General features: G+C 58.7%; 19 protein-coding genes. 9 read left to right on the forward strand and 10 right to left on the reverse strand.

Annotated elements, in window-relative coordinates:
- Positions 1-34: 34 nt before the first annotated feature.
- The 3 genes from KGB21_RS25370 to KGB21_RS25380 all read left to right on the forward strand — a co-directional run bounded on the left by KGB21_RS25370 (position 35) and on the right by KGB21_RS25380 (position 2,596).
- Entirely contained in the window at positions 35-964 is a 930-nt protein-coding gene (locus tag KGB21_RS25370) for a LysR family transcriptional regulator (protein ID WP_223507057.1), read from the forward strand.
- Between the two features lie 184 nt (positions 965-1,148).
- On the forward strand, positions 1,149-1,550 hold the full coding sequence (locus KGB21_RS25375) for a MerR family transcriptional regulator (protein WP_007980992.1): 402 nt from the start codon (positions 1,149-1,151) through the stop codon (positions 1,548-1,550).
- Positions 1,551-1,696: 146 nt separating this feature from the next.
- A complete protein-coding gene (locus KGB21_RS25380; protein WP_223507058.1) occupies positions 1,697-2,596 on the forward strand; it encodes a hydroxymethylglutaryl-CoA lyase in 900 nt (299 codons plus the stop codon).
- Positions 2,597-3,257: 661 nt separating this feature from the next.
- Here the strand turns inward: KGB21_RS25380 and KGB21_RS25385 are convergent.
- On the reverse strand, positions 3,258-4,952 hold the full coding sequence (locus KGB21_RS25385; protein WP_223507059.1) for an AMP-binding protein: 1,695 nt from the start codon (positions 4,950-4,952) through the stop codon (positions 3,258-3,260).
- A gap of 330 nt (positions 4,953-5,282) precedes the next feature.
- On the opposite strand from KGB21_RS25385, the gene KGB21_RS25390 reads away from it, so the two are divergent.
- From KGB21_RS25390 to KGB21_RS25405, 4 genes are read left to right on the forward strand one after another with little or no spacing between them, the layout of a single operon-like run.
- On the forward strand, positions 5,283-6,446 hold the full coding sequence (locus KGB21_RS25390; RefSeq protein WP_034146876.1) for an isovaleryl-CoA dehydrogenase: 1,164 nt from the start codon (positions 5,283-5,285) through the stop codon (positions 6,444-6,446).
- A gap of 13 nt (positions 6,447-6,459) precedes the next feature.
- A complete protein-coding gene (locus tag KGB21_RS25395; RefSeq protein ID WP_223507060.1) occupies positions 6,460-8,067 on the forward strand; it encodes a carboxyl transferase domain-containing protein in 1,608 nt (535 codons plus the stop codon).
- A gap of 13 nt (positions 8,068-8,080) precedes the next feature.
- A complete protein-coding gene (locus tag KGB21_RS25400; protein ID WP_034146874.1) occupies positions 8,081-8,896 on the forward strand; it encodes a gamma-carboxygeranoyl-CoA hydratase in 816 nt (271 codons plus the stop codon).
- Positions 8,896-10,851 carry an acetyl/propionyl/methylcrotonyl-CoA carboxylase subunit alpha gene (locus KGB21_RS25405; protein ID WP_223507061.1) on the forward strand — a complete coding sequence of 652 codons (1,956 nt, stop codon included), beginning with the start codon at positions 8,896-8,898 and terminating at the stop codon, positions 10,849-10,851. The genes KGB21_RS25400 and KGB21_RS25405 overlap by 1 nt, the downstream gene beginning before the upstream one ends.
- A 39-nt stretch (positions 10,852-10,890) precedes the next feature.
- Here KGB21_RS25405 and KGB21_RS25410 read toward each other — a convergent pair whose 3' ends face one another.
- Positions 10,891-11,529, reverse strand: a complete 639-nt coding sequence (locus KGB21_RS25410) for a LexA family protein (protein ID WP_223507062.1) — start codon at positions 11,527-11,529, stop codon at positions 10,891-10,893.
- A gap of 130 nt (positions 11,530-11,659) precedes the next feature.
- On the opposite strand from KGB21_RS25410, the gene KGB21_RS25415 reads away from it, so the two are divergent.
- Entirely contained in the window at positions 11,660-12,001 is a 342-nt protein-coding gene (locus tag KGB21_RS25415) for a DUF6124 family protein (protein WP_223507063.1), read from the forward strand.
- Between the two features lie 399 nt (positions 12,002-12,400).
- Here the strand turns inward: KGB21_RS25415 and KGB21_RS25420 are convergent, their stop codons facing one another.
- The 5 genes from KGB21_RS25420 to KGB21_RS25440 all read right to left on the reverse strand — a co-directional run bounded on the left by KGB21_RS25420 (position 12,401) and on the right by KGB21_RS25440 (position 17,207).
- Positions 12,401-14,011: a gamma-glutamyltransferase family protein gene (locus tag KGB21_RS25420; RefSeq protein WP_223507064.1), complete on the reverse strand. Its 1,611-nt coding sequence runs from the start codon at positions 14,009-14,011 to the stop codon at positions 12,401-12,403.
- A 31-nt stretch (positions 14,012-14,042) separates the two neighbouring features.
- Positions 14,043-14,822, reverse strand: coding sequence for an amino acid ABC transporter ATP-binding protein (locus tag KGB21_RS25425; RefSeq protein WP_223507065.1), 780 nt, complete (start codon positions 14,820-14,822; stop codon positions 14,043-14,045).
- A gap of 1 nt (position 14,823) precedes the next feature.
- Entirely contained in the window at positions 14,824-15,591 is a 768-nt protein-coding gene (locus KGB21_RS25430) for an amino acid ABC transporter permease (protein WP_223507066.1), read from the reverse strand.
- An 11-nt stretch (positions 15,592-15,602) separates the two neighbouring features.
- Positions 15,603-16,409, reverse strand: coding sequence for an ABC transporter substrate-binding protein (locus KGB21_RS25435; protein WP_223507067.1), 807 nt, complete (start codon positions 16,407-16,409; stop codon positions 15,603-15,605).
- 129 nt (positions 16,410-16,538) lie between these two features.
- Positions 16,539-17,207 carry a GntR family transcriptional regulator gene (locus KGB21_RS25440; protein WP_223507068.1) on the reverse strand — a complete coding sequence of 223 codons (669 nt, stop codon included), beginning with the start codon at positions 17,205-17,207 and terminating at the stop codon, positions 16,539-16,541.
- Between the two features lie 334 nt (positions 17,208-17,541).
- Here KGB21_RS25440 and KGB21_RS25445 point away from each other — a divergent pair, with 334 nt between their 5' ends.
- The gene (locus KGB21_RS25445; protein ID WP_223507069.1) at positions 17,542-18,681 is read left to right on the forward strand and encodes a M14-type cytosolic carboxypeptidase; all 1,140 of its coding nucleotides are present in this window, start codon (positions 17,542-17,544) and stop codon (positions 18,679-18,681) included.
- Between the two features lie 71 nt (positions 18,682-18,752).
- Here the strand turns inward: KGB21_RS25445 and KGB21_RS25450 are convergent, their stop codons facing one another.
- The 3 genes from KGB21_RS25450 to KGB21_RS25460 all read right to left on the reverse strand — a co-directional run bounded on the left by KGB21_RS25450 (position 18,753) and on the right by KGB21_RS25460 (position 22,128).
- Entirely contained in the window at positions 18,753-20,258 is a 1,506-nt protein-coding gene (locus tag KGB21_RS25450; RefSeq protein ID WP_223507070.1) for a hypothetical protein, read from the reverse strand.
- Positions 20,259-20,500: 242 nt separating this feature from the next.
- Positions 20,501-21,046 (reverse strand): cytochrome b, encoded by a 546-nt coding sequence (locus KGB21_RS25455; protein ID WP_223507071.1) that lies wholly within the window; start codon positions 21,044-21,046, stop codon positions 20,501-20,503.
- Positions 21,043-22,128, reverse strand: a complete 1,086-nt coding sequence (locus KGB21_RS25460; RefSeq protein WP_223507072.1) for a catalase family peroxidase — start codon at positions 22,126-22,128, stop codon at positions 21,043-21,045. Before KGB21_RS25460 ends, KGB21_RS25455 begins: the two co-directional genes overlap by 4 nt.
- Positions 22,129-22,183: the final 55 nt, after the last annotated feature.

The raw sequence follows: 22,183 nt of genomic DNA on the forward strand, positions 1-22,183 counted from the left end.
TGATCGAGCCCACCTAAAACAAGAGTGCAGCGCAATGAATCTGAGCAAGGTCGACCTCAACCTTTTCATCGTCTTCGACGCGATCTACACCGAGGCCAACCTGACCCGCGCCGGGCAGATTGTTGGCATCACCCAACCGGCGGTATCGAATGCGCTGGCCCGCCTGCGCGAGACTTTCAACGACCCTTTGTTCGTGCGCACCGCCCAAGGCATGGTGCCAACGCCCATGGCCCAGAACATCATCGGCCCGGTACGTAACGCGCTTTCGCTGTTGCGCGTATCCGTGCAGGAAAGCCGCATTTTCAACCCGCTGCAGGCGGTCAAGACGTATCGCATCAGCATGACCGACCTCACTGAAGCGGTGATTTTGCCGCCGCTGTTCCAGCGCCTGCGCCGCCTCGCGCCGACGGTGATCATCGAGAGTTTCCTGTCCAAGCGCCGCGAGACCACCAAGGAACTGGCGGCCGGTCGCCTCGACTTCGCGGTGGACGCGCCGCTCAACACCGACCCGCAGGTGCGCCACGTCAAGTTGATGGAAGACCGCTACGTCTGCGCCATGCGTAAAGGTCATCCACTGGCCGGCAAGGAAAAACTCACCCTCGATGACTACCTGGGCATGACCCACATTCATATCTCCAGCCGCCGCAGCGGTTTGGGTCATGTCGACCTGGCCCTGGGCAAGATGGGCATCCAGCGCAAGATCGCGCTGCGCTCGCAGCATTACCTGATGGCGTCGCAAGTGTTGCAGCAGACCGACATGGTCATGACCGTGCCGGAACGCTTCGCCCGCCGTAACGATCTGCATTCGTTCAGCCTGCCGGTCAACGACGTGCCGCCGGTGGAAACCCACCTCTACTGGCACGAAAGCACCGACCAGGACCCGGCCAATCGCTGGATGCGCGAGCAGATGATCGAGTTGTGCCAGCAGGTGACGGCGCATGAAAAGAAGCTCGATAAGGCGTAAGACCTGTAGGAGCCGGCCTCCTGGCGATGGCGGCGCATCAATCAACATCGATGCCACCTGACCGAACGCAATCGCCAGCAAGCCGGCTCCTACGGGGATCCTATGGCTCATGCAACCGACGCCCCCTTGACGTAAACGTCAACCTGCCATTAGCTTAGCGCCATGACCTATTGCGAGCGCTTCCATGAGCAGCCAGACCTACAGCATTTCCGATCTCGCCCGCGAGCTCGACATCACCACCCGGGCCATTCGCTTCTATGAAGAGCAAGGCTTGCTCAGCCCCGAACGGCGTGGTCAGGAGCGCATCTACTCTCCCCGTGACAAGGTCAGCCTGAAGCTGATCCTGCGGGGCAAGCGTATCGGCTTTTCCCTGGCTGAATGCCGCGAACTGATCGAGCTTTACGATCCTTCCAGCGGTAACACCAAGCAACTGCACAGCATGCTGGCGAAAATCAGCGAGCGCCGGGAACAGCTGGAACAACAGCTGCTGGACATCGAACAGATGAAGCTGGAACTGGATACCGCCGAAGAGCGCTGTGTACAGGCCTTGGAACAAACACTCAAGAGCCAGGAATCGATTCAGTAGACCCACACAATTCCCTGTGGGAGCGGGCTTGCCCGCGATGAGGGCATGACATTCAACATTGATGGCGACTGACCCGCCGCCATCGCGAGCAAGCTCGCTCCCACAGGTTTTCTCAGCATTCAGACAATCAGCACAGGTCGAATCCCATGTCCCTTCCCTCCCACGTACGCCTTGTCGAAGTCGGCCCGCGCGACGGTCTGCAAAACGAAGCCCAGCCCATCAGTGTTACCGACAAGGTGCAACTGGTGGACGCCCTCACGGCCGCGGGCCTCAGCTATATAGAAGTCGGCAGTTTCGTTTCGCCCAAGTGGGTGCCACAGATGGCCGGTTCCGCCGAAGTTTTCGCACAGATCCAGCGTAAACCGGGCGTTACCTATGGTGCCCTCGCCCCCAACCTGCGCGGTTTTGAAGATGCCTTGGCCAGTGGTGTGAAAGAGGTCGCAGTGTTCGCGGCTGCGTCCGAAGCGTTTTCCCAACGCAACATCAATTGCTCGATCAGCGAAAGCCTGGAACGGTTCGTACCGATCATGGACGCCGCCAAACAGCATGGCGTCAGCGTGCGCGGTTACGTGTCCTGTGTGCTGGGCTGCCCCTATGAAGGTAACGTCGCACCGGAGCAAGTCGCCCATGTTGCCCGCGAGCTATACGCCATGGGCTGCTACGAAGTATCGCTGGGCGACACCATCGGCACCGGGACCGCTGGCGCGACCCGCAAAATGTTCGAGGTGGTCTCGGCCGTCGTACCTCGGGACAAACTGGCCGGACACTTCCACGACACCTACGGCCAGGCCATGGCCAACATTTACGCCAGCCTGCTGGAAGGCATTTCGGTGTTCGACAGCTCCATCGCCGGCCTCGGCGGCTGCCCTTACGCCAAGGGCGCCAGCGGTAACGTTGCCACCGAGGACGTGGTTTACCTGCTCAATGGCCTCGGGATCGAAACCGGAATCGACCTGGATGCGTTGATCCTGGCCGGTCAGCAGATTTGTGCCGTGCTGGGGCGCCCGACCGGTTCCCGCGTGGCCAAGGCACGCAGCGCACACTGAAGTGGGGGGATGTGTCCGGGTGTTACCGCCACATCCGGAATGTGGGGCGAAAGCGAGTAACACGGAAACAAATTGTCTGGTTCTGACTGAAGGAAAAATCCCAAAAATTCACAAACAGTTGATTTTAAAGGCTTTTAAAAAGTTGGCACGGCTTCTGCTATATCTATCGCACAACAAGAATAAAAAAAATTGCGGCAACCCTAATAAAAACAAGACGTAACGACTCTGACATAACAAAAACAACACGGCAGAGACGCAGCTAACAGATTTTTTTGGAGAAGATGTGCTTTTCAGGGTGCTTTTCGGAGTTACCCGCAACCGGGCAGAGAATAATAAAACTACCTTCAGGTAGCTCCCGAACTGGTTGGATCGCTCAGCGAGAAAGTAGATCAGCGCTCAAAAAAATACGTTTGCTCTTGATCCCGGATGGGGATCGACAAAAACAGCGGTAAAGGGTCAACGGTCACCAAAAACAAAAACAGACCGCCCCTCAATAATAAAAAAAGAGCACGCGCAACGAAAATTAAAGGGGAGCTTCGGCTCCCCTTTGTGCTGTCTGCGATTTGGAATTCCTGTCCCTGTAGGAGCTGGCTGCTAGCGATGAACGATGACGCGGTCTGCCTGATGGACCGCGGCGCCTGCATCGCCAGCAAGCCGGCTCCTACGGTATCGCTTTGAGCTCCTCGACGCTGATCTCACGCATCCGGAACTTCTGGATCTTGCCGGTCACGGTCATCGGAAATTCATCAACGAACTTAAAGTAACGCGGCGTCTTGAAGTGCGCGATGCGCTCCTTGCACCAGGCTTGCAGTTCTTGCTCGGTGGCGCTGTGGCCCGGATGGAATTTGATCCAGGCAACAATCTCTTCGCCATAGCGCGAGCAAGGAATCCCGATCACTTGCACATCAGCCACCGCCGGATGGGTAAAGAAGAACTCTTCCAGCTCCCGTGGATAAACGTTCTCGCCGCCACGGATGATCATGTCCTTGTTACGCCCGGCAATGCATACGTAACCCTCGTCATTCATACTCGCCAGGTCGCCGGTGTGCATCCAGCCCGCCTGGTCGATGGCTTCCGCGGTGCCTTCGGGATTGTTCCAGTACCCCAGCATCACACTGTAACCACGGGTGCACAGCTCGCCGATGGTGCCGCGCAGCACCAGATTGCCCGCCTCGTCGATGATTTTGCTTTCCAGTTGCGGCTGAGTGCGGCCGACCGTGGTAACACGTAATTCCAGGTCGTCTGACGGACCGGTCTGCAATGACACCGGGCTGGTTTCCGTCATGCCATAGGCAATCTGCACTTCGCTCATGTGCATTTCACTGATGACCCGTCGCATCACTTCGATAGGGCACGTCGCCCCCGCCATTATTCCGGTGCGCAGGCTCGACAGATCGAATTCGGCACGCTGCGGCTGATCGAGCATGGCGATGAACATGGTCGGCACACCGTACAACGCGGTGGCCTTTTCTTCGGCGACGGTGCTCAGGGTCAGCAACGGATCGAAGGCATCGTTGGGGTAAATCATGGTGCTGCCGTGGGTGATGCAGCCGAGGTTACCCATGACCATGCCAAAGCAGTGATAGAGCGGCACTGGTATCACCAGGCGATCTTTGGCGGTCAAGCCGAGGCTTTCGCCGACCATGTAGCCGTTGTTGAGAATATTGAAATGACTGAGGGTCGCGCCTTTGGGAAAACCGGTAGTGCCGGAGGTGTACTGAATGTTCACCGCTTGATCGAAATGCAGGCTGTCCTGGCGCTCGCGCAATTGCTCGACCGACACGCTACCCGCCAGATCAGCCAGTTGCGACCACGGCAGGAAACCGACGGGTGGCTGCGCGTCAAGACTGATGACGCCGCGCAACTCCGGCAGGCGTTCGCTCTGCAACTTTCCGATAGATTGATCCGCCAGTTCCGGCACCAGGCTTTGCAGCATCGCGTGATAATCAGAGGTCTTGAAGGCCCCGGCGCAGACCAGCCACTGGCAGCCGGATTGCTTCAACACATATTCGAGTTCGGAACTGCGATAGGCGGGGTTGATGTTGACCAGAATCACACCGATTTTCGCGGTGGCAATCTGTGTAATGCACCACTGTGCGCAATTTGGAGCCCAAATGCCGAGACGGTCACCAGCCTGCAAGCCCAACGCCAGCAGTGCCCTGGCCTGCACGTTCGCCGCCTCCGCCAATTGCCGCCAGGTGTAGCGCAGCTGTTGATGGCGCACGACCAGCGCCTCTCCGTCCGGGTACTGCGCGGCAGTTTTATCAAACGCCTGTCCGATGGTCATCGCCAGCAAGGCTTTGTCCTGGGAACCGCGGGTATAACTGCGATGCGAGCTTGCACTGGGTTGATCCATGACGACCCCTATTGTCTTTATTATCGGAGCGCGGCTTTTTTGTGGCGAGGGAGCTTGCTCCCGCTCGGCTGCGTAGCAGTCGTGAAATCTGCGATCCGGTGCTGATGACACACCTTGCGTGCTGATTTGCGACCGCTTCGCGCTTCGAGCGGGAGCAAGCTCCCTCGCCACAGAGTGCGACGCTAGTCTGTAAGAACGCCTCTACTCTCGCTCAAGTTGACGTTAACGTAAAGGGTGATTGACAGCCATTCGTCACAGGCTTACGTTAACGTAAAGGTGAGAGCCGAATCACTGCTCCCCCCACCCTACAAAAAAGCCAAAAGGTGCCCCATGAGCTACCCATCCCTGAACTTTGCCCTCGGTGAAACCATCGACATGCTGCGCGATCAGGTTCAGTCCTTCGTCGCCAAAGAGATCGCCCCGCGCGCGGCTCAGATCGACATCGACAACCTGTTCCCCGCTGACTTGTGGCGCAAATTCGGCGACATGGGCCTGCTGGGCATTACCGTGTCGGAAGAGTACGGCGGTGCCGGCCTGGGTTACCTGGCGCACGTGGTAGCGATGGAAGAAATCAGCCGCGGCTCTGCCTCTGTGGCCCTGTCCTACGGCGCGCACTCCAACCTCTGCGTCAACCAGATCAACCGCAATGGCAATCACGAACAAAAATCCAAATACCTGCCGAAGCTGATCAGCGGCGAGCACATCGGCGCGCTGGCGATGAGCGAACCGAATGCCGGTTCCGACGTGGTGTCGATGAAACTGCGCGCCGACAAACGTGGCGACAAGTACGTGCTCAACGGCAGCAAGACCTGGATCACCAACGGCCCGGACGCCAACACCTACGTTATCTACGCCAAGACCGACCTGGAAAAAGGCCCCCACGGCATCACCGCCTTCATCGTCGAGCGTGACTGGAAAGGCTTCAGCCGCAGCAACAAGTTCGACAAGCTCGGCATGCGCGGTTCCAACACCTGCGAGCTGTTCTTCGATGACGTCGAAGTGCCGGAAGAAAACATCCTCGGCGTGCTCAACGGCGGCGTGAAAGTGCTGATGAGCGGCCTCGACTACGAGCGCGTCGTGCTGTCGGGTGGCCCGACCGGGATCATGCAGGCCTGCATGGACCTGATCGTGCCCTACATCCACGACCGCAAGCAGTTCGGCCAAAGCATCGGCGAGTTCCAGCTGATCCAAGGCAAGGTCGCTGACATGTACACCCAACTCAACGCCAGCCGCGCCTACCTGTACGCAGTCGCCCAAGCTTGCGAGCGCGGCGAAACCACGCGCAAGGATGCCGCCGGCGTGATCCTCTACAGCGCCGAACGCGCCACGCAAATGGCCCTCGATGCGATCCAGATTCTCGGCGGCAACGGCTACATCAATGAATTTCCGGCGGGCCGTCTGTTGCGTGACGCCAAGCTGTACGAAATCGGCGCGGGCACCAGTGAGATCCGTCGCATGCTGATCGGTCGTGAACTGTTCAACGAAACCCGCTAAAACGGAGCTGCCCATGGCTATCCTGCATACCCAGCTCAACCCCCGTTCGGCGGAGTTCGCCGCCAATAGCGCGGCGATGCTCAAACAGGTCGACGCGCTGCACACCCTGCTCGCCCAAGTCGCGCAAGGTGGTGGGCCGAAGGCTCAAGAGCGCCACACCTCTCGCGGAAAACTGCTGCCGCGCGAGCGCATCAATCGTCTGCTCGATCCGGGTTCGCCGTTTCTGGAAATCAGCCAACTGGCGGCCTACGAGGTGTACGGCGAAGACGTTCCCGCCGCTGGCGTGATTGCCGGGATCGGCCGTGTCGAAGGCGTCGAATGCATGATCGTCGCCAACGATGCCACGGTAAAAGGTGGTTCCTATTACCCGCTGACCGTGAAAAAACACCTGCGCGCGCAGACCATCGCCCAGCAGAATCGCCTGCCGTGTATCTATCTGGTGGATTCCGGCGGCGCTAACCTGCCGCGTCAGGATGAAGTGTTCCCGGACCGCGAGCACTTCGGCCGGATCTTCTTCAACCAGGCGAACATGAGCGCCATGGGCATTCCGCAGATTGCCGTGGTCATGGGCTCCTGCACGGCCGGTGGCGCCTACGTGCCGGCCATGGCCGACGAAGCGATCATGGTGCGCGAGCAAGCGACGATTTTCCTCGCCGGCCCGCCGCTGGTGAAAGCCGCGACCGGTGAAGTGGTCAGCGCTGAAGACCTTGGCGGGGCCGATGTGCACTGCAAGATTTCCGGGGTGGCCGACCATTACGCCGAGAGCGATGAACACGCCTTGGCCATCGCCCGCCGCAGCGTAGCGAACCTCAACTGGCGCAAGCTCGGCGAGGTGCAGCAACGCCGGCCGATCGCCCCGCTCTATAGCAGCGACGAGTTGTACGGCGTGGTGTCGGCCGATGCCAAGCAGCCGTTCGACGTGCGCGAAGTGATTGCGCGGCTGGTGGACGGTTCGGTGTTCGACGAATTCAAGGCGCTGTTCGGGACGACGCTGGTGTGCGGTTTTGCGCACCTGCACGGCTACCCGATCGCGATCCTGGCCAACAACGGCATCCTCTTCGCCGAAGCCGCGCAGAAAGGCGCGCACTTTATCGAGCTGGCTTGTCAGCGGGGCATTCCGTTGTTGTTCCTGCAAAACATCACCGGTTTCATGGTTGGCCAGAAGTACGAGGCCGGCGGCATCGCCAAGCACGGCGCAAAACTGGTGACGGCGGTGGCCTGCGCCAAGGTGCCGAAATTCACAGTGATCATCGGTGGCAGTTTCGGCGCCGGTAACTATGGGATGTGCGGTCGCGCTTACGATCCACGTTTCCTGTGGATGTGGCCGAATGCGCGCATCGGCGTGATGGGCGCCGAACAGGCGGCCGGCGTGCTGGTGCAGGTCAAGCGTGAACAGGCCGAGCGCAGTGGTCAGGCCTTCAGCGCCGAGCAGGAAGCCGAGATCAAGCAACCGATCCTCGACCAATACGAAGAACAGGGTCACCCCTACTACTCCAGCGCTCGCTTGTGGGACGACGGTGTCATCGACCCGGCGCAGACTCGCGATGTCCTGGGCCTGGCCTTGTCGGCGTCGTTGAATGCGCCAATCGAACCGAGCCGCTTCGGCGTGTTCCGGATGTGATCGGGAGAAAAACATGAGCGACTTCAACACCCTCGAACTGCTGACCGACCCCCGTGGTTTCGCCACGCTGTGGCTCAGCCGCGAAGAAAAGAACAACGCCTTCAACGCAGAAATGATCCGCGAACTGATCCTCGCCTTGGACAAAGTCGCGAGCGATGCCAGCCTGCGCTTCCTGATCGTGCGTGGCCGCGGCAAGCATTTCAGCGCCGGCGCCGACCTCGCCTGGATGCAGCAATCGGCCGAACTTGATTACCACACCAACCTCGACGACGCCCGGGAACTGGCGGAGTTGATGTACAACCTGGCCAAGCTGAAAGTGCCGACCCTGGCGGTGGTGCAAGGGGCAGCCTTTGGCGGCGCGTTGGGCCTGATCAGTTGCTGTGACATGGCGATCGGCGCCGATGACGCGCAATTCTGCCTGTCGGAAGTGCGTATCGGCCTGGCGCCGGCGGTGATCAGTCCGTTCGTGGTGCAGGCCATCGGCGAACGCGCCACGCGGCGCTACGCCTTGACCGCTGAACGCTTCGGTGGGCAACGGGCGCGGGAACTCGGTTTGCTGTCGGAGAGCTATCCGATTGCCGAACTGGAGCAGAAAGTCGATCAATGGGTCGACAACCTGCTGCTCAACAGCCCCGCTGCCATGCGCGCCAGCAAAGACTTGCTGCGTGAAGTCGGCGACGGCTCACTGACCCCGGCGCTGCGCCGCTACACCGAAAACGCCATCGCCCGTATCCGCGTCAGCCCCGAAGGTCAGGAAGGCCTGCGCGCCTTCCTGCAAAAGCGTCCACCAAGCTGGCAAGCCGAAACCACCACCAAGGAGCCGCGTTGATGAGCGCACCTGTTATTACGTCCCTGCTGGTGGCCAACCGAGGCGAAATCGCCTGCCGGGTGATGCGTACCGCGAAAGCCTTGGGGCTGACCACCGTCGCCGTGCACAGCGCCACCGACCGTGATGCCCGCCACAGCCGCGAAGCCGACATTCGTGTCGACCTCGGTGGTAGCAAAGCCGCCGACAGTTATCTGCAAATCGACAAATTGATCGCCGCCGCCAAGGCCAGCGGCGCCCAGGCGATTCATCCGGGTTATGGCTTTTTGTCGGAGAACGCCGGGTTCGCCCGCGCGATCGAAGCGGCCGGCCTGATTTTCCTCGGCCCACCCGCCTCGGCCATTGATGCCATGGGCAGCAAATCCGCGGCTAAAGCCTTGATGGAAACCGCCGGTGTGCCGCTGGTGCCGGGTTATCACGGCGAGGCCCAAGACCTCGACACCTTTCGCGATGCCTGCGAACGCATCGGCTATCCGGTGCTGCTCAAAGCCACGGCGGGTGGCGGCGGTAAAGGCATGAAAGTGGTCGAGGACGTCAGCCAACTGGCCGAAGCCCTGGCCTCGGCTCAGCGTGAGGCGCAATCGTCGTTCGGCGATTCGCGGATGCTGGTGGAGAAATACCTGCTGAAACCGCGTCACGTGGAAATCCAAGTGTTCGCCGATCAGCATGGCAACTGCCTGTACCTCAACGAACGGGACTGCTCGATTCAGCGTCGGCACCAGAAAGTCGTTGAAGAAGCGCCTGCGCCGGGCCTGAGCGCGGAACTGCGCCGTGCCATGGGTGAGGCCGCTGTGCGTTCGGCGCAAGCCATCGGTTACGTCGGCGCCGGCACCGTAGAGTTTCTGCTGGATGCGCGCGGCGAGTTCTTCTTCATGGAGATGAACACGCGCCTGCAAGTCGAGCACCCAGTCACCGAAGCCATCACCGGCCTCGACCTGGTGGCCTGGCAGATTCGTGTGGCGCGTGGTGAAGCGTTGCCGATGACTCAGGATCAGGTTCCGCTGAACGGTCACGCGATCGAAGTGCGGTTGTACGCCGAAGACCCGGGCAATGATTTCCTGCCGGCTACCGGGCGCCTGGAGTTGTATCGCGAATCGGCCGAAGGTCCGGGGCGTCGAGTCGACAGCGGCGTTGAGGAAGGCGATGAAATCTCGCCGTTCTACGACCCGATGCTCGGCAAGTTGATTGCCTGGGGCGAGGACCGTGAACAGGCACGCTTGCGCTTGCTAAGCATGCTCGATGAATTCGCGATTGGCGGGCTCAAGACCAACATCAACTTCCTGCGACGGATCATCGGCCATCCGGCGTTTGCTTCGGCGGAGCTGGATACCGGCTTCATTCCGCGTTATCAAGACCAGTTGTTGCCGCAAGCAGCGGCGCTCAGCGATGATTTCTGGCAGGCCGCCGGCCAGGCGTTTGCCCAGAGCCAATCTCGTACTCCGCGCGCCGATGACCCGAGTTCGCCCTGGGCCAACAGCAACGGTTTCCGCGCAGGGTTGCCGACGGAAATCACCTTGCACTTGAGCTGCGAAGGCCAGGATCGCGCGTTGACGTTGGGCGCCGTTAAATCCGGTACGGCACAACTCAAAGGCGAGCACTTGCTGATCGAGCACGATGGCATTCGTCGTCAGCATCGGGTGATCCGCCATGGCGACTTTGTGTATTTGCAATGGGACGGGGAACTGCGCCGCATCGAGTCCTACGATCCGATCAGCGCCGTTGAAGCCAGTCACAGCCATCACGGCGGACTGACTGCGCCTATGAACGGCAGCATCGTGCGCGTACTGGTTGAGGCCGGGCAAACGGTCGAAGCCGGGGCGCAACTGGTGGTGCTGGAAGCGATGAAAATGGAACACAGCATTCGTGCGCCACACGCTGGGGTGATCAAGGCACTGTATTGCCAGGAAGGCGAGATGGTCAGCGAAGGCAGTGCGCTGGTTGAGCTGGAAGAAGCATGAAATGAAGATCGGTCCTACGCGTTGCGAGGACCGATCTGATTAGAATTTGGCTGTCGCCTGAACCACCACGCCGATAATTCGGCACTCTTGGGTGTAAAGAGCTTTCGGATAGGTCGGATTGAGCGGAACCAGGTAACGCTGCCCGCCCTCTTCGATCAGCTTGCGAAAGATCGCCTCGCTGCTGTCTGGCCATTGCGCGATAACCAGTTTGCCTGGCAGCGCTTCCACGTCCGGATCCACCAGAATCAACATGCCCTCGCCAATGCTGAGGCCACTGGGGGCGGTCATCGCATCGCCCACCACCGTCAACCAGAACGCCGCGCCTCGGGCGTGGTAGTCCGATAATTCGAAACGATACTGCGCCGCGTCTCCATCACGCACTTCAGCCGTCTCGCGCCAGTCGCTGACCGGGTAGCGGAAGTACGGGTTGTACTTGTGTGTCAGGCAAATGCCGTCGTCCTGTGAGTCAGCCGGCTCCCTGATCACCAGCGCCACTTCGAGAAACTCCAGGCCCAGCGCCTGCAAGACACGATTCATGTCATCGAGCCCGGGCTGACGGCGTTTGTTCAGCCAATGGCCGACCCCACCCTGGGACATCCCGAGGCGCTCGGCGAGTATTTCCTGAGTGACTTTGAGTTCACTCATCTTGGCCTTGACCAATTCAATCCATTTATCCATGTGCGGCACGATACGTGGCAGTCTCCGGCCATCAAAACACAAATTGTAGTATTTAAATTATGGTCACAAATACAGATCGTACTAGGATGAATTCACGGATCAGAATCTATCACGGAGCTTTGCCATCACCATGACCCAACCCGCCAACGACCTGCCTGACCTGCAAATCGACACCTCTCTTACCTCACCCCAGGGCTCTGCAGCAGCCCAGCGAGCACTGGACTACTACTTGAAACCAGCTGTTTCAGGGGAAGGGACCGACGAACGTTTCTTTGACGTGAACCGCAACATCAGCAGCGAAGAAGCGCTGGTGCATGCGTCGGATCTGTTGCGTTGCGCAGCAGCCACGGCGTACGAGTCAGCCAATCACTTGCTGGGTTCCAATCGGGACCTGGCGTTTTCGGCGGTGCATATGATCGACATGGCCAAAGCCATGGTAGACCGGTCCCTGGAGGGACATCAGAACGGTTGAAGCGAACACAATCAGGGGGAGGACTGGAAAGAGTTTTCCAATCGCGCAGATAAAATCATTTGACTTGCAAACGAGAATGATTATTATTGCATCAGCTGGTCGCGAGATCAGTCGATGGACCAAGGGACCTTAGGTCGGCCTCTTGGACTATCTCCTCATCAGGCTAATCACGGTTTTTGACCCGGCTTTTTGCCGGGTCTTTTTTTGCCAGTTTTCTGGCTTATGGCTTCAGGCTAATGAAGTCTTTGGGTGTCGCAAATTCGATGGCGCGGATGATATCAAAAGAATATTTGTTGGCAAGGGAAGCCCGACATCATTGGGCCAAACTAATGACAAATAGCACTTGAGAATCAATCGCATAGCCTCTAAGCTGCGACCGCGTCAAGGAGGACGCCCCCCTCAATACACCGCAATGTGTGAGTCCGCTCGCGGTTCAGTACCGCCACACAGCACACCGGTTTCAGGATCACGCAAAATGATCTGCCCTCGCCCATAACTGGTCAGGTCGCAGACCACTTGCACATCATGCCCACGGCGCGCCAATGCTGCCGCCATATCCCGTGAAGCGTTCTGCTCGATACCGACCTTCAATCCGCCCAGCCACTGCCATCGCGGGGCATCCAGGGCTGCCTGGGGATTGAGCCCGAAATCCACCAGGTTCATGACCATCTGCACATGCCCCTGCGGCTGCATGTAGCCACCCATCACGCCAAAAGGCCCCATTGCCACACCGTCCTTGCTGAGAAATCCCGGGATGATGGTGTGGAAAGTCTTTTTGCCCGGTGCCAGGCAGTTCGCATGTTCGGAATCGAGGCTGAATTCTTCTCCGCGATTTTGCAGGGCGATGCCACTGTCGGGTAGCACGACGCCTGAGCCGAAACCGTGATAGTTGCTCTGGATGAACGAAACCATGTTGCCTTCCGCGTCGGCGGTCGCCAGGTAGACCGTGCCGCTGGCGTGAGGGTCGCCCGGCTGCGGCGCCACGGCCTGCTCACCGATCTGCGCGCGACGATGGTCCGCGTAGTGGTCGCTCAACAAATCCGCCACCGCAACGCGCATGTGTTCCGGGTCGGTGATGTAGTGCAAACCATCACTGTAGGCGAGCTTCATCGCTTCAAGTTGACGGTGCCAGGTTTGCTGACTGTCACGGTGATCGAAGTCGAAACCTTCGAGCATTTTCAACGCCATCAACGCCACGAGCCCCTGCCCGCTCGGCGGAATTTCCCAGACATCGACACCGCGATAATTGACCTTGATCGGCTCAACCCAGTTTGCGCGGTAATCCTGCAAATCACTGGCGCGCAGATAACCACCCGTGGCCCGCGAATGTGCGTCCAGTCGTTGCGCCAGCGCCCCGCGATACAAGCTTTCGCAACCGGTGTTGGCCAGCTCGCTCAGGGTTTTCGCCTGGGCCGGGTTGCGGAACAGTTCACCGGCTCGAGGTGCACGGCCGTCAATCAGAAAGGTTTCGAACCAGCTCTCAAGCACGTCGCTGCGGTCGGGGGTGAAATCCTCCAGCGCGGTTTGCCACTGCAACGCAACCACCGGCGACACGGGAAAGCCATCCCGCGCCAGGCTGATGGCCGGTTGCAGCAAGTCGGCAAAAGGCAGACGACCGAAGCGCGTCGACAACTCCGCCCAGGCCGACGGACAACCCGGAACCGTCACCGGCGTCCAGCCATGCAATGGCATTTTTTCATGACCGGCGGCTCTCACCGCCTCGATGCTCAGGGCCTGCGGCGCCGTGCCGTTGGCGTTCAAACCGTGCAGTTTGTTTTGCGTCCACACCAGCGCAAAAGCGTCACCGCCGATGCCGCAACCGGTGGGCTCGACCACAGTCAGCGCCGCTGCCGTGGCAATGGCCGCATCAATGGCGTTGCCACCGCGACGCATGATTTCAATCCCGGCCTCGGCGGCCAGCGGTTGTGAGGCGGCGACCATGCCGCGCTTGGCGAAGACACTTTGACGTTGTGAGGCGTAGGGATACTCGTGGGCAGAAAATTTGAACATGGCAGGACTCACACAAATTTGTTTGATGGACTCACAGCACGCGGCTGAGAAAAGCGCGGGTACGGGCGTGCTTGGGCTGGCTGAATATCTGCTCGGGCGAGCCCTGCTCGATCAGTTCACCTTGATCGAGCACCACCACCCGGTCGGCCACTTCGCGGGCAAAGCCCATTTCGTGGGTGACTACGACCATGGTCATGCCCTCCTCGGCCAGCTCCTTCATCACTTGCAGCACTTCGCCCACCGTCTCGGGATCGAGGGCGCTGGTGGGTTCGTCGAATAGCATCGCCTGCGGCTTCATCGCCAGTGCCCGGGCGATCGCCACCCGCTGCTGCTGGCCGCCGGACAACATCGACGGATAGTGATCAGCCTTCTCCGCCAACCCGACGCGCTTGAGCAACGCCCGCGCCTGTTCCACCGCCGCCGCGCGCGCCACGCCCAGCACCTGGATCGGCGCTTCGATGATGTTTTCCAGGGCGGTCATGTGCGGGAACAAATTGAAGCGCTGGAACACCATGCCGATGTCCCGGCGCTGTCGTGCGATGTTGCGTTCCGAGTCACGGGCCAGGCTGCCATCGGCGCGGGTGCGGTAACCCATCGGCCGGCCGCCGACGCGGATCTGTCCTGACTGAATGTCTTCAAGCAAATTGATGCAGCGGATAAAGGTGGTTTTGCCGGAACCGGAAGCGCCGATCAGCACCACCACTTCGCCCCGTCGCACTTGCAGGGAAATGCCCTTGAGAATTTCCAGGTCACCAAAGGACTTGTGAACATCCAGCGCTTCGATGACCAGTTCTTCACTCATGTGCGCCATCTCAACGCCCTCTCAGCAGTTTCATGGTGTTGCGGCCGAACATGCGACTCGCCGCCGGTGCCGGACGATCAGACTGGCCGAAGCGCGCTTCGAGCCAGCGCTGGAAAAAGCCCCAGAGCGTGGTCAAGGCCAGGAAGTAGATGGCCACGACCAGGTATAACTCGAACACACGGAAGGTCGCCGACGTCACCATTTGCGTACTCAGCAGCAGTTCCTGCACGCCGATAACGCTGACCAGCGTGGTGTTTTTCAGCATCACGTTGAACTCGTTACCCAGCGGCGGCACGATCACCCGGAACGCTTGCGGCAGGACGATCCGCCGCATCAGCTTGGGAAACGTCATGCCCAGGGAACGCCCGGCTTCGTACTGACCCTTGTCCACCGCGCCGATGCCGGCCCGAATGATCTCGGCCATGTACGCGCCTTCATTGAGGCCCAGGGCGATGATCGCGGCCTGAATATTGCCCGGCACAATGAACCAGCCCAGGTCCAAGTCTTCAAAGCGGAAAATCCCCCCCGCCGCCAATGCCGTGTACAGGAAAACGATCTGCACCAACAACGGCGTGCCGCGCATCAGCCACACATAAAAACGCACCGGGTACTGCAACAGCGGGTTGCTCGACAGCTTCATCAACGCGGCGATCAGGCCCAAAACACAACCGAGCAACATCGCCGAAACGCTGATCACGCAGGTCAGCCACAGCCCGGTCAGGTAGACATCGCTGGGCTGCAACAGGTACTGCCAGAACACATCCCAATTGAAGTTCATCAGGTTCGCCCTCAGTCCAGTTTGTCGCTGTCGACATGCCATTTACTGAGGAGCGCGCTGTAACTGCCATCGGCGCGCATGCCTTGCAAGACTTCGGTCAACGCGACCGTCAGCTGTGGATCGCTTTTACGCACGCCGAAACCGGTGAGGATGCGGTTGAAGGCCGGGACTGCGGATTGAAACAGGTCCGGGGCCAATTGCTGATAGTGTCCGGCGGACTCGACCGTGGTGCCGAAAGCGTCTACCTGGTTGATGCGCAGCGCCTGAAAAGCATCAGCGTCGACGTTGTACACCACCAGTTTCATCGGCGGTTTTCCAGCCGCTTCGAGTTTTTCGTTTTCCTTGCCCAGCAGCACGCGGATGGTCGAACCGTTGCTGACCGCGACCTTGAGCCCGGACAGATCCTCCAGCGTGTTCACCGATTTCGGGTTGCCCTTGGGCACCACGATGGACTGGCTGGAATACATGAAGTTGACGATGTCGATCACCTCGCGACGCTCGGGCTTGTCGAACAACTGGTCGACGATCATGTCGCACTGTTGCGCCAGCAGCGCCGGGATCAGCCCGGCGAAGGGCGAGATTCGCCATTCGACTTTCTTGTCACCCAGGCGCTGGGCAATCGCCTCGCCCATGTCGACCTGCAGCCCCACCGGTTTTTGCTTCAGGTCAAACGACACCAGCGGTGGCGAGTCCATGCCGGAGCAGTAAACGATCTTCTCGCTCTTGCTCAAGCGCTCGGGTAACTCGGGGGCGGCGAACGCCCATTGCGAACACAGACTCAAGGTGAACACGGCAACTAACGCGCAAGGCTTGTGCATGGCATGACTCCAGTTGGCTGCAACGGATGTCCCTGTAGGAGCTGCCGAAGGCTGCGATCTTTTGATGTTGTTTTTTAAAGTCAAAAGATCGCAGCCTTCGGCAGCTCCTACAGGGGGGGTGTTATTGGTTTATTGGTGGGCTTCGAGAAATTGAATCAGTCGCGGGATGGTGCCCTCGATGTGCTCGCACACGACTTGCGCGGCCTTGTCCGGGTCGCCGGAACGCAGTGCGGCGACAATCGAGGCGTGCTCGTCCCGGGCGCTGCGGGGTTTGTCGGCGTGTTGCAGCCACAGGCGCATGTGCGGTTCGATCACCGAATACAACGCGGATATCTGCCGCATCAGGCGCGGACGCTCACTCAAACTGCACAGGTATTCGTGAAAGGCGCGATGGCGGCTGACCCACTCGGCACCGTCTTCGCGGTAGTCGTCCATTTCGTCGAGCAAGCGCTCCAGATGACTGAAATGGCGCTCGCTGAGCTTCGGCACCGCCACGCGGATGGCAAGGCCTTCAAAGGCGCTGCGCATCTCGAACACTTCACGCATTTCATCGATGTTCAAGCCACGGACGATGGCGCCACGGTTAGGCCGCAGCGTCACCAGTCCCTCGGCATCCAGGCGCCGGAACGCTTCGCGCACCGGCATGCGGCTCATGCCGATTTCGCCGGCAATGTCCTCGGCAATCAGCCGTTCGCCGGTGCGGTAACGCCCTTTGCATATCGCCTCCAGGAGAAAGTTGTAGGCCTCCTCCTCGGCGGTGATGGGCTGGCGCTCGGAATAGACAGGGGCGAATTTCATCGGCTGCACCTTTTGTATTTTTGTATCCAATTATCCATAAAGCCAATAAAGCACAGGACGTGCCAGATTCCGGCCAAGCAATGCATGTGTTTGATTGGGCTGACTTATCTTGTATGAACGATGCCGGCCAAGAGTACGAAAGCCTGACTGGATCGAGTTGAAACGCCCCATCCTGTAACCTGGCGGCCCCAAAACGGTGCTGGTGGTAACACGGATGATCGCTACGCTTGAAGAAGCGCTTAACGGCGAGGATGAATCGATTTTTCCCGCGCTGCTAACCCCCTTGTCTTGCGTGTAAAGTAGCCGCCATAAAATCTCAAACAGGAACCCGACCGTGGCTAAACTCGACATCAGTGCCAATTTCGACAGCGGCAACATCCAGGTTATCGACCTCAGCGACCCGCTCAAGCCACTGCTGGCCATCCGCCCCGACACCAAAAGCAACCACTTCCAATGGTTCCACTTCAAAGCCAGCGGCCTGCACGTCGGACAGGAACACTGGTTTCGTCTGAACAATGCCAGTCAGTCTTCCTACAACAAGGCCTGGGACGGTTATCAAGCCGTCGCCTCTTACGATCACGTTAACTGGTTCCGCGTACCGACCATCTTCGAAGGCGACTGCCTGCGCTTCTGCCTGGAAGCCACCCAGACCCACGCCTGGTTCGCCTATTTCGAACCCTACAGCCGGGGTCGTCACGACTGGCTGATCGAGCAGGCACTGACCAAGGCCGGCACCGAACTGCTGGCCACCGGCAAGAGCATCGAAGGTCGCGACATTCAGTTACTGCGCAAAGGCACCGGCGCCGATGGCCAGCGCAAGGTATGGATCATCGCCCAGCAACATCCCGGCGAACACATGGCCGAGTGGTTCATGGAAGGCGTGATCGAACGCCTGGAACATCGCGACGACCCGGTGCTGAACAAACTGCTGGCCAGCGCCGATCTGTACCTGGTGCCGAACATGAACCCGGACGGTGCCTTCCACGGTCACCTGCGCACCAACGCCATGGGCCAGGACCTGAACCGCGCCTGGCAGAACGCCAGCCCGGAAATCAGCCCGGAAGTCTTTTTCGTACAGCAGCAGATGGAAAAGTACGGCGTCGATTTGTTCATCGACGTACACGGTGACGAGGAAATCCCTCATGTGTTCACGGCCGCGTGCGAAGGTAATCCAGGCTACACGCCACGGATCGAAAAACTCGAAGAGCACTTCCGTAGCCACCTGAAGCGCACCACCAAAGACTTCCAGACCAAGCACGGCTACACCCGCGACGAACCGGGTAAAGCCAACATGACCCTGGCATGCAACAGCGTTGGCCAGAAGTACGACTGCCTGTCGCTGACCCTGGAAATGCCGTTCAAAGATCACGACGATCATCCGAATCCGTTGACGGGGTGGTCGGGGAAGCGGTCGAAGCAGTTGGGGAAGGATGTTTTGACGACTGTGGCGGAGATGGTTGATACGCTGCGGTAAATTAACGTTTTTCAGGCCTGACCTTCTTGAAGGTCAGGCCAATTGATACCTCGCGGCCCGCCAAAAGTACCTTAGCGACCACCAGCAATTGACATAAGTACAACAACAGGCGCCCTCCAACTGCCAAGTAAATTCCGAGCTTCCAATCTCAAAACCCCGTTATAAACTGAAGCTGGCAATGTCGGATTATCACCGACGTTATAGCTTAGTTTTAAATAAAGCTTATTAGCAGTACTTCCTGAAAAAGGACATGCTACATATGCATTCATAGCAAACCACTCACATCCGCCGATAAATCGCTCCGCCCGTAAATTAACCTCTCGTTCGTCACCCGCATCATTTTTCAATTTCACTGTCAATCGCGCATATCCTTTTGGAGCGGGTGCTAATTCGGTTGGACCTTCAGCGCTGTTCAAGGCAACAACGCCAGCTTGGTACCTGGCAGGCATCCTGATTTCTAGAATCGAATCCGAAGAGCCGTTCAGGCTTTGAAATGAAAACCGCTCCCCTACAAAAGGTAGAGCATAGTAAGATAACCTCGGACCAGATTCACGCCACATCCTGGACATATCAGCAGTAATTACGTTGCCTCGAGGCAGGCCATGCGCATCTTTCACCTGCGGAGTTGAATAGAAAGGACTGTCTTCTCCGCATTGAATAGTTCCAGATTTACCATTTTTGAAGCCAAACTTATAACCACCGAACAGTTCAGGACAGTGAACACCACCTAAGTTATGTCCAATCTCGTGGCGAAATATCCAACCGTCACTAACATGACCGATAGCCGCCCTGCCCGGAGTAGTTCCCCATCCAGCGGCGGTATCATCTGGGTGGGGAGCGAAAACACCAAAAAACATATCCGGTCTAAATGCTTGCGTCCCGACCGAAAGTATTCCTGGTAATTGTCTTAGGGTCTCGGTTGTCATTGAGTAATTCGTATTAACTATTTGCACCCCTGCCAACCTCATAAAAACATTATTAACAAGCGAGTTGCGCAATGCCAAATTCACACTTTCCACCTGAGCCAACGCATTGGAAGTCGCATCACCACCAGCAACTAATACTGCTTCGCGCGAGTACCCAATCAACATATCAATCGCGTATTCATCTGCTGCTTTCGCTGGTTCGACAGTTCTCTCCAACGCCTCTCCTGGCACTGTGTCGAGTATTGAATAATCTTTAGAGGTATAGGGCGTAAAACGACTTTCACCTTTACTGTTAATCACGAGCACTCCCTTTCTTGAGGAGCTCTCTATAAATGCAGTCAAACTCCCACTACCAGACCTGACCGTAACCAATGACCCTACTGTCTTGTCCGGCATCAGTAAATTACCGCTCTCTACTGTATAACCATCAATCACTTTTGAACTTGATCTTTCGAAAACCGCTGGCGCTATCAAATCCTCGTACAGCTCGGCTGTACTCTTTTCATTTACACGCTCGACCACCCAACTTTTTTGTTTACTTTCCTCACTCATCGGTGAATGTGCACAGGCGCCTAGCAGAACAGCCAACGCCCCAATTGAAACTGCGAAAAAAACACTCCGCATACAACGCGCACCTGCAATTTTGAACATGATTCATCTCCCTGAATAACAAGATCAGTGCTGTTCGACTGACCTCATTCCGGTCACTGCAGTCTTTGAGCATTGAACGCGTCTTTTCGAGAGGGCGAAACTGTCAACATTGACAGGTAGGGGAACACATCAATCTGTAGGAGCTGCCGCAGGCTGCGATCTTTTGACTTTGCTTTTAAAGATCAAGATCAAAAGATCGCAGCCTTCGGCAGCTCCTGCATAGGCCGTATGTATCGCGCAGTTCAGGGGTGATCCTTACCCCGCAACATGCTGTCCAGCACATCATCACGCCGAACCCAGGTGTGAAACAACGCCGCCGCCAAATGCAGCAACACCGTCAAAAACAGCAAATACGCCAGGTATCCGTGGGCTTTGCGCAGGAACGCAAACACCTGCGCATTTGCAGACACGATCGATGGCAGTTGCACTGAACTGCTGAGCATCACCGGTTCGCCCGACGCGGAGATCATCGCCCAACCCAACAGCGGCAGAATCAACATCAAGGCGTACAACAAGACATGGGATACCTTGGCGGCCAGCGCTTGCCAACTCGGTAAGTCCGCGGGTAATGGAGGCTGTTTAGTGGAGAACCGCACAACCAGACGCACGATCACCAGCAACAGAATCGCAACGCCCAATGGCTTGTGCAGATTGATCAGCCACTCATGGCGTTCTGACACGGACGCCACCATCCCCGCGCCAATAAACAGCATGGCAATGATCATCAGCGCCATCAGCCAGTGCAGCAGACGCGCCAGTGGAACGAAGTGGTTCGGTTGGGCGCTCATTGCTTGGCCTCCTGTTTGGCGGCGGGTAACTGGCTGACTTCGCTGGTGCGACGCAGGTAGGACGTGGCGTAACCGGCGGAACGCGCGGTGAGCAGCGGGTCGTCGGAACCTTCGATCCCGGCCGGCAACACCAGCGGGTCGTAGTTGATGTCACGGCACTCGCCATTGAGTTGTGGCTGGGTGCTTTCAAGGACCAGGGTGCCGGCGTTCAGCACCTTTCGGCCTTCGGGCCAGGCCTTGCTCGCGTCGTTGACCGGGTCGCCGGGGTTGGCCAGGGTGATGTTCAAATTCCAGCGCAACGGCCCGGCGGCGATGCGTTGAACCAGGTCTTTTTCCAGATAGTCACTGCCTTCCGCTGCCGTGGCGCCCGGTGCGTCCTGAGCCACGGGCACCATGCTCCAGCGCACTGCTTGGCGTTGCCCGGTGGCGTTTACCAGGTAAAACGCGTTGACGCTGTTGTAGGTTTCCGTCACGTAGCTGGCCGACGGTTTGGCGGTCTTGATCCAGGCCAGGAACGGCGCGGCTTCCGGGTGCGAACCAAAGAACGCCGGCACCGCCGCAGGGTCCGGTTTACCAGTGCTCGGAAGCGGCGATTGCGCTTGCTGCAATTGATAGAACGCCTCGGGCGTGCCCACCGGGAACACCGGCATGCTGTTCATCCCGGTGCGCCACTGCTGGCCGTTGGCCTGATTGAAACGCAACGCCAGGCTGCGGATCGGCACGGCGCTGTCCGGCGCATACGGATTACCCGCCGGCAAAGCGAAACGCCCCACCACCGGGGTCCGCGCCTCGTTGAACACCTGGGCGGTGGAAAAGCTGCGCGCCTCGCCGCTGCTTTCGAAATGGCCGATCACGCACACGCCCTTGGAATGATTACGGCGGAATCCGGGATGCACGCCGTTGTTGGTTTCCAGCACATTGATGAGTTTTTTCGGCGTCAGGCGCTGTGGGTCAAGCGTGCCGTTGACGTAGGCAAACGCCCCGGCCACGACGGCGACGACCACGGCGATGCCCGCCAGACGAAAAATCAGACTCGCGGTACTCAGGGGTGGCCGGGTGGGCGGTGATGATCGATCTACCATGAAGAGCTCCAGGGCCATCGGCCACAAGTGAGAAGAACCAAGCAGACGAACCCCA

The organism is Pseudomonas sp. GL-RE-29, assembly GCF_019947275.1.
Classification (GTDB): Bacteria; Pseudomonadota; Gammaproteobacteria; order Pseudomonadales; family Pseudomonadaceae; genus Aquipseudomonas; species Aquipseudomonas fluorescens_A.

Excerpts from the sequence above, each read along its gene's own strand:
- KGB21_RS25395 (WP_223507060.1), top strand. The coding sequence starts at position 6,460 with ATGGCTATCCTGCATACCCAGCTCAACCCCCGTTCGGCGGAGTTCGCC.
- KGB21_RS25415 (WP_223507063.1), top strand. The coding sequence starts at position 11,660 with ATGACCCAACCCGCCAACGACCTGCCTGACCTGCAAATCGACACCTCT.
- KGB21_RS25390 (WP_034146876.1), top strand. The coding sequence starts at position 5,283 with ATGAGCTACCCATCCCTGAACTTTGCCCTCGGTGAAACCATCGACATG.
- KGB21_RS25430 (WP_223507066.1), bottom strand. The coding sequence starts at position 15,591 with ATGAACTTCAATTGGGATGTGTTCTGGCAGTACCTGTTGCAGCCCAGC.
- KGB21_RS25455 (WP_223507071.1), bottom strand. The coding sequence starts at position 21,046 with ATGAGCGCCCAACCGAACCACTTCGTTCCACTGGCGCGTCTGCTGCAC.
- KGB21_RS25370 (WP_223507057.1), top strand. The coding sequence starts at position 35 with ATGAATCTGAGCAAGGTCGACCTCAACCTTTTCATCGTCTTCGACGCG.
- KGB21_RS25385 (WP_223507059.1), bottom strand. The coding sequence starts at position 4,952 with ATGGATCAACCCAGTGCAAGCTCGCATCGCAGTTATACCCGCGGTTCC.
- KGB21_RS25400 (WP_034146874.1), top strand. The coding sequence starts at position 8,081 with ATGAGCGACTTCAACACCCTCGAACTGCTGACCGACCCCCGTGGTTTC.
- KGB21_RS25440 (WP_223507068.1), bottom strand. The coding sequence starts at position 17,207 with ATGAAATTCGCCCCTGTCTATTCCGAGCGCCAGCCCATCACCGCCGAG.
- KGB21_RS25380 (WP_223507058.1), top strand. The coding sequence starts at position 1,697 with ATGTCCCTTCCCTCCCACGTACGCCTTGTCGAAGTCGGCCCGCGCGAC.
- KGB21_RS25420 (WP_223507064.1), bottom strand. The coding sequence starts at position 14,011 with ATGTTCAAATTTTCTGCCCACGAGTATCCCTACGCCTCACAACGTCAA.
- KGB21_RS25405 (WP_223507061.1), top strand. The coding sequence starts at position 8,896 with ATGAGCGCACCTGTTATTACGTCCCTGCTGGTGGCCAACCGAGGCGAA.
- KGB21_RS25450 (WP_223507070.1), bottom strand. The coding sequence starts at position 20,258 with ATGTTCAAAATTGCAGGTGCGCGTTGTATGCGGAGTGTTTTTTTCGCA.
- KGB21_RS25425 (WP_223507065.1), bottom strand. The coding sequence starts at position 14,822 with ATGGCGCACATGAGTGAAGAACTGGTCATCGAAGCGCTGGATGTTCAC.
- KGB21_RS25460 (WP_223507072.1), bottom strand. The coding sequence starts at position 22,128 with ATGGTAGATCGATCATCACCGCCCACCCGGCCACCCCTGAGTACCGCG.
- KGB21_RS25435 (WP_223507067.1), bottom strand. The coding sequence starts at position 16,409 with ATGCACAAGCCTTGCGCGTTAGTTGCCGTGTTCACCTTGAGTCTGTGT.
- KGB21_RS25410 (WP_223507062.1), bottom strand. The coding sequence starts at position 11,529 with ATGGATAAATGGATTGAATTGGTCAAGGCCAAGATGAGTGAACTCAAA.
- KGB21_RS25375 (WP_007980992.1), top strand. The coding sequence starts at position 1,149 with ATGAGCAGCCAGACCTACAGCATTTCCGATCTCGCCCGCGAGCTCGAC.